This is a genomic window from Duganella sp. CF458 (assembly GCF_900113115.1).
Taxonomy (GTDB): Bacteria; Pseudomonadota; Gammaproteobacteria; order Burkholderiales; family Burkholderiaceae_D; genus Rugamonas.
The window spans coordinates 1-7,659 of sequence record NZ_FOOF01000039.1 but is presented as its reverse complement, the minus strand read 5'-3'; the positions used below and the strand labels follow the sequence as shown (position 1 = coordinate 7,659).

The following is a 7,659-nucleotide window of genomic DNA, read 5'->3' as shown; positions in this document are numbered from 1 at the left end:
TCTGACAGCCGCACGCTTCATCAACACGCCGGAAGGGCGCCTGTACAAATCGGGTGACCTGGGACGTTGGCTGGCCGACGGCAGCATCGATTACCTGGGCCGCAACGACTTCCAGGTGAAGATCCGCGGCTTCCGCATCGAACTAGGCGAGATCGAAGCCAAGCTGGCAGCCTGCGATGGCGTGCGTGAAGCAGTCGTGCTGGCACGCGAAGACCAGCCGGGCGACAAGCGCCTGGTGGCGTATGTCGTGCCAAAAACTGGCGTAAGCCTGGAGGCGGCAACCCTGCGCGCCACGCTGTTGGCCGATCTGGCCGATTACATGGTGCCGGGTGCTTACGTGATGCTGGACGAATTCCCGCTGACCGCCAACGGCAAGCTGGATCGCAAGGCGCTGCCGGCGCCTGACGAATCCGCGTTGAGCCGCCGCAAATACGAGGCACCGCAAGGCGAGGTGGAGACCGCGCTGGCAGGAGTGTGGCAAGAGCTGCTGGGCGTCGAACGCATCGGCCGCCACGATCACTTCTTCGAACTCGGTGGGCATTCGCTGCTGGCCGTGCAGATGTTGGGCCGCCTGCGTCAATCGCTCGGTGTTGACGCAAGCCTGCGTGAACTGTTTGCGCAGCCTCAGCTAGCGGCTTTCGCGGCCCTCTTGCGACGTTCCGACGAAAGCGCAATCGTACTGACTGACCTCAGCAAGCCGATCCCGCTGTCCTTTGCCCAGCAACGCCTTTGGTTCCTGGACCAGCTGGATCGCTCTGCGAGCGCGGCATACCATATGCCGGTTGCGCTGCGTTTGCGCGGACAATTGGACGTCTCCGCGTTGAAGGCTGCCCTTGACGCAGTTGTAGCCCGCCACGACAGCCTGCGGACCGTGTTCATGCTGGAAGACGGCCAACCGGTGCAGCGCGTTGCACCGTCAAACAGTGGCTTCGCATTGGCTATGCGTGACCTGACCCACCTGCAAGACGAGGAGCGGCAGGAGTCGGCGCTGGAGCTGGCGATCAACGACGAAGCAAGCATGCCGTTTGACCTTTCGGTTGGCCCACTGGTGCGCGGTTGCCTGCTGCGTCTCGCCGATGACGAGCATGTCTTGCTGGTGACTCAGCACCATATCGTCACTGATGGCTGGTCGATTGGCGTTCTGGTACGCGAAGTAAGCGCGCTGTACGGCGCTTTCATACAGGGCAAGTCCGATCCGTTGCCGCCCATGGCGATACAGTACGCCGATTACGCGGCATGGCAGCGCGGCTGGTTGCAAGGCGATGTATTGGAGCAGCAATTCGGGTTCTGGAAAAATCATCTGGCCGGTGCGCCCGCGCTGTTGGAACTGCCGACCGATCATTCGCGTCCAGCGATCCAAAGCTACGAAGGCGACAACCTGCGCTTTGCGCTTTCCGCTGAACTGTCTAATAGCCTGCGCGCGATGAGCCAGCGCCATGGCACGACCCTGTTCATGACGATGCTGGCGGGTTGGGCGGCATTACTGGCGCGTGTGTCGGGCCAGGACGATGTGGTGATCGGTACGCCGGTGGCCAACCGTCGCCGCGCCGAGACTGAAGGCATGATCGGCTTCTTTGTCAACACACTGGCGCTGAGGGTCCGACTGGACGGAGGCCTGGACGTGTCCGCGCTGCTGGCACAGGTGAAGGCCAGCACGCTTGCGTCCTTCGAACATCAAGATCTTCCGTTCGAGCAGGTAGTGGAAGCAGTGCAGCCTGCGCGCAGCATGTCGTACAGCCCGCTGTTCCAGGTCATGCTGAGCATGAACAATACTCCGGCATCTTCAAGTTTGTCGTTGCCTGGTCTGGATGTGGAAATGCTGGAGCAGCCGGGCAATACCACGCAGTTCGACCTGCACCTGGCGTTGACCGAGAGTGGCGACCAGATTGAAGCGCGGCTGGATTACTCGAGCGTACTGTTTGAGCGCGCCAGCATCGAGCGCATTGCAGGCCACTTCCAGGTGCTCCTGGCGGCGCTCGCGTCGAGCGCTGGCGATACTGCGGTGGCAGCTCTGTCGATTATGGGCGACGCGCAGCGCTCGCAAGTGCTGCTCGGCTTCAACTCAACGAAGACCGACTACGCTGGCGCGTTCCTGCTGCACCAGATGCTGGAAGAGCAAGTGGCGCGGGAACCGCAGGCAGTTGCCCTAGTGTTCGACGACCGGAAAGTCAGCTACGAAGAGCTGAACGCCCACGCGAATCGTGTGGCCCATCACCTGATCGGCATGGGTGTTCAGGCAAACGACCGCGTTGCGATCTGCGCCGAGCGCAGCATCGAAATGGTCGCAGGCCTGTTCGGCATCCTGAAAGCTGGCGCAGGTTACGTGCCGCTCGATCCATCCTACCCAGCGGACCGCCTGGCGTACATGCTGGCCGACTGCGCACCGAAGGCGGTGCTGGTGCAACGCGACCTGGCCGACAGCCTGGAGTGCAAGGCTCCGAAGGTCCTGCTGGACGGCTTCGTCGATGGCGTTGCGCACAATCCGGATGTGGTGCTGGACGCGAGCAGCCTGGCCTATGTGATCTACACCTCCGGCTCGACCGGCCAGCCCAAGGGCGTGATGAACGAACATGGCGCGGTGGCGAACCGCTTGCGTTGGATGCAACAGGAGTTCGCGCTGGGTGCGGGTGACTGCGTGCTGCAGAAAACCCCGTTCGGTTTCGACGTTTCGGTGTGGGAGTTCTTCTGGCCGATGCTGGCCGGGGCCCGCCTGGCAATCGCCCGTCCGGAAGGCCACAAGTCGCCGGACTACCTGCGCGAGCTGGTTGACAACGCTGGCATCACCACGCTGCACTTCGTACCGTCGATGCTACAGGTATTCGTGGACGCCGCAGGCAAATGGCGGGGTGGTGGCCTGCGTCAGGTATTCTGCAGCGGCGAGGCGCTGCCTGCACAACTGCGCGCACGCTTCCGCCAACAGTTCCCGCATGTGGCACTGCACAACCTGTACGGTCCGACCGAGGCGGCAGTCGACGTGACCTGGTTCGACTGCACCGAGGAAGCTTGGCCGCACATCGTGCCAATCGGTCGTCCGATCGCCAACACCAGCATGTACGTCTTGGACGCACATGGCCAGCCGGTTCCGGTAGGCGTAGCAGGCGAGTTGCATATCGGCGGCGTGCAGGTGGCCCGTGGCTACTTGAATCGTCCTGAGCTGACCGCGGAACGCTTTGTGCGCGATCCGTTCAGCGCAGCACCGAACGCCCGCATGTACAAGACCGGTGACCTGGGTCGCTGGCTGCCGGACGGGAATATCGAATACCTGGGCCGCAACGACTTCCAGGTGAAGATCCGTGGCTTCCGTATTGAACTGGGCGAGATCGAAGCCAAGCTGGTGGCCTGCGAAGGCATCCGTGAGGCGGTCGTGCTGGCGCGCGAGGACCAGCCGAGCGATAAGCGCCTGGTGGCCTACCTGCTGGCCGACGGCGAGATCGACCAGGCAGCGCTGCGTGGCGCATTGCTGCGCGAACTGCCGGAGCATATGGTGCCCGCAGCTTTCGTTGCGATGACCGAATTCCCGCTGAACCCGAACGGCAAGCTGGATCGCAAGGCGCTGCCGGCGCCGGATGCATCGGCACTGAGCCGCCGCGAATACGAAGAACCTCAAGGAGAAATGGAATCGTCCCTGGCCGCGCTGTGGCAAGAGTTGCTGGGCGTAAAACGCATCGGCCGCCACGACCATTTCTTCGAACTGGGCGGCCACTCGTTGTTGGCCGTACGGATGCTGGGCCGTCTGCGTCAGTCGCTGCGCGTCGAAGCCAGCTTGCGCGAGCTGTTCGCCCAGCCGCAGCTGGCCACCTTTGCGGCTGTGCTGCGCTCTAACGATGAAGGTGCCATAGTCGTAGCTGACCGCAGCAATCCTGTCCCACTGTCATTCGCGCAGCAGCGCCTGTGGTTCCTGGGGCAGCTGGATGGCGCCGCGAGTGCCGCATATCACATGCCGGCTGCCCTGCGCCTGCGCGGCCGGTTGGATCGCCATGCCTTGCAGTCCGCATTGGATGCCGTCGTCGCGCGCCACGAAAGCCTGCGCACCTTCTTCACGCTCGAGGGCGGCGAGCCTGTGCAGCGCTTCGCTCCAGAACAGTGCGGCTTTGCCATGGCGGAACGTAGTCTGGCGCATTTGCGTGGCCACGAGCAGGAATTGGCGCTGGAAATGGCGATTGCAGATGAAGCAAGCGCGCCTTTCGACCTCGCAGCCGGACCGCTGGTGCGGGGTTGCCTGCTGCATCTCGCGGACGATGAGCATGTCCTCCTGATCACGCAGCATCACATCGTTACCGACGGTTGGTCGGTTGGTGTTCTGGTTCAAGAAGTGAGCGCCCTGTACGCAGCATTCAGCCAGGGGCAAGCCAATCCGCTGCCTCCGCTGGCGATCCAGTACGCCGACTATGCCGCCTGGCAGCGCAACTGGCTGCAGGGCGAGATGCTGGAGCGGCAGTATGGCTTCTGGAAAGAGCACCTGTCCGGCGCTCCGGCATTGCTGGAACTGCCGACTGACCGTCCACGTCCGGCGACGCAAAGTTACGAAGGCGCCAGCCACCGCTTTACGCTGCCGGCTGGCGTAGCCCGCGACCTGCGCGTCTTGAGCCAGCGCCACGGTACGACCCTGTTCATGACGATGCTGGCTGGCTGGGCAGCGCTGTTGTCCCGTCTTTCCGGCCAGGACGATGTAGTGATCGGTACACCGGTGGCCAACCGTCGCCGTGCCGAGACCGAGGGCTTGATCGGCTTCTTCGTCAATACCCTGGCGCTGCGTGTACGCCTGGATGAAGGACTGGACGTTGCCGCTCTGCTGCAGCAGGTGAAGGCCAGCACGCTGGCCGCATTCGAGTACCAGGACCTGCCCTTCGAGCAAGTGGTGGAAGCGGTGCAGCCGGCGCGTAGCCTTTCTTACAGCCCATTGTTCCAGGCCATGCTAAGCCTGAACAATACTCCCCCCGGTGGCGCCAGCGCATTGCCTGGCTTGACTGTCGAGCCGCTGGCGGCAGAATCGTCTACCGTCCACTTCGACATCACGCTGTCCTTAACCGAGCATGAACAAGGGATCGACGCACGTTTCGACTACTCGACCGCCTTGTTCGATGAGCCGACCGTTGCGCGCATGGCGGATGCATTCGGCCTGATCATGCAGGCCATGGCTGCCAGCGATGCGCAGCTGGTTGCCGCGCTGCCCCTGCTGGACAAAGCTGGCCGCACGCAGGTCCTGCAAGACTTCAACCAGACTGAATGCGCCTACCCACGCGACCTGACGATTCATCATCAGTTCGAACGGCAGGCGGCCAAACTGCCGGATGTCGCTGCAGTCACCTGCGCCGGGAGCTCGCTCACCTATCGGGAACTCAATGAACGCGCCAACCAGCTGGCAAACCGCCTGCTGCAGATGGGCGTCCAGCCGGAAGACCGCGTGGTGCTGTGCGTTGAGCGCAGCGTTGAAATGGCGGTCGGCCTGATGGGCATCCTGAAGTCCGGAGCCTCATATGTTCCGATGGAGCCTTCGCAGCCGCAGGACCGTTTGGCGTACATGATCGCCGATAGCGGCGCCGAGGTTGTAGTCACCCACGGCGCCGCCCGCGACGCCTTGCCTGGCGTTGTGGTGCCTGTCGTCGGCATTGACGACGACGAGGTGGTGCGCTCGGCAAAGACGAATCCGGTGCTCGATGGCGTGCACGCGCAGTGTGTCGCCTATGTGATCTATACCTCCGGTTCAACCGGCGCGTCGAAAGGCGTCATGGTCGAACATCACAGCGCGATCAACTTCTGGCGCGCCATGTGCGAAACCACCCACGCAGGCGTGCGCCCACGTGCAAATATTGCGTTGAATGCGTCATACGCGTTCGATATGTCCTGGAAAGGTTGGCTGCAACTGCTGTCAGGCCATTCCATCCACCTGATTCCACAAGAAATTCGCGCCGATGGTGCTCGGATGTTGGAATTCCTGATGGAGTACGGCATCGACGCATTCGACAGCACTCCATCGCAGCTGGAGATCCTGTTGGCAGCGGGACTGCAGGAACAGCTTGGCTATGCGCCTTCCGCCGTGTTGCTGGGCGGCGAGCCTATTCCACCGGCTATGTGGCAGCGCCTGCAGTCCGATCGGCGCACCGCTTTCTTCAATATGTACGGCCCGACGGAATGCACGGTTGACGCCACGCTTGACCGCATCCGTCCGGAAAGCGCTCGCCCGCACATTGGGCGTCCGTTCGCCAACATGCGTGTGTACCTGCTGGATGCACGCATGGAGCCGGTCCCGGTTGGCGTCAGCGGCGAAATCTACATTGGCGGTGCCGGTGTGGCCCGTGGCTACCTGAACCGGCCGGAATTGAGCGCAGAGCGCTTTGTCCGCGATCCGTTCAGCAAGCAGCCGGGCGCGCGCATGTACAAGACGGGCGACCTGGCGCGCTGGTGTGCAGACGGTACTCTTGAGTACATCGGCCGGAACGACTTCCAGGTAAAAATCCGTGGCTATCGCATAGAACTGGGAGAGATCGAAGCCGCACTGCGCGATTGCGTCGGTGTCGCTGAAGCGATTGTTATCGCACACGATGATGGCAACGGAAAGCGCCTGGTGGCTTACGTAACAGGCAATCCTGCGCCAGCGCTGGAGTTGCGCGCTGCGTTGGCTTCCCGCTTGGCCGACTACATGCTGCCGTCTGCATTTGTGGTGCTGGATAGCCTGCCATTGAACCAGAACGGCAAGGTGGACCGCCGCCGTCTGCCTGCGCCGCAAGAGGGCGACATGGCTGCGCGGCCTTACGAGACTCCGCAGGGCGAAACAGAAACTGCGCTCGCCGCGTTGTGGCAAGAGTTGCTGGGCGTGGAACGCATCGGTCGCCATGATCACTTCTTCGAGCTGGGCGGTCACTCGCTGCTGGCGGTACGCATGGTGTCGCGTATCCGTGAAATGATGGGCGTTGAGCTGCCACTGCGTGCTGTGTTTGCCGCGCCTGGGCTGCAGGCACTGGCCGTCTGCGTGGCCGAAGCGAACGCCTCCGGCATGGGCGCGATCGTGCTGGCCGACCGTAGCGAGCCGTTGCCGCTGTCCTGGGCCCAGCAGCGCCTGTGGTTCCTGGACCAGCTCGACGCATCGGCCGGCGCTGCCTACCATATGCCGGGCGGCCTGCGCCTGCATGGCCAGGTGGACGTTGCCGCCTTGCGCGCTGCGCTGGACCGCATCGTGGCCCGCCACGAAAGCATGCGCACCACCTTCGAGCTCGAAGGCGATACACCGGTACAGCGCATTGCTGCCGTATCGGCCGGCTTTGCGCTGCAGGAGCGCGACCTGTCGCCATTGGACGAAGACGCTCGCGGCCAGGCGCTGGAGGCGGCGCAGCGCGAAGTCTTCGGCACCTTGTTCGACCTGGCTGCCGGCCCGCTGGCGCGCGGCATGCTGCTGAAGATCGCCGACGATGAACATGTCCTGCTGGTGTGCCAGCACCACATCATTTCCGATGGCTGGTCGCTGGGCGTGCTGGTACGCGAGCTGGCGGCACTGTATTCCGCCTTCAGCCAGGGCCAGGCCGACCCTTTGCCTGCGCTGGCGATCCAGTACGCGGATTACGCGGCATGGCAACGCGAATGGCTGCAAGGTGCCGCACTGCAGGCGCAGCTCGATTACTGGAAAGGCCACCTGGCCGGTGCGCCGGAACTGCTGGCGTTGCC

General features: G+C 63.3%; 1 protein-coding gene. It reads left to right on the top strand.

The window, feature by feature from the left end:
• Positions 1-7,659 (top strand): non-ribosomal peptide synthetase (locus BM269_RS28730; protein ID WP_139232909.1); only part of this gene is annotated, 7,659 nt, incomplete at both ends.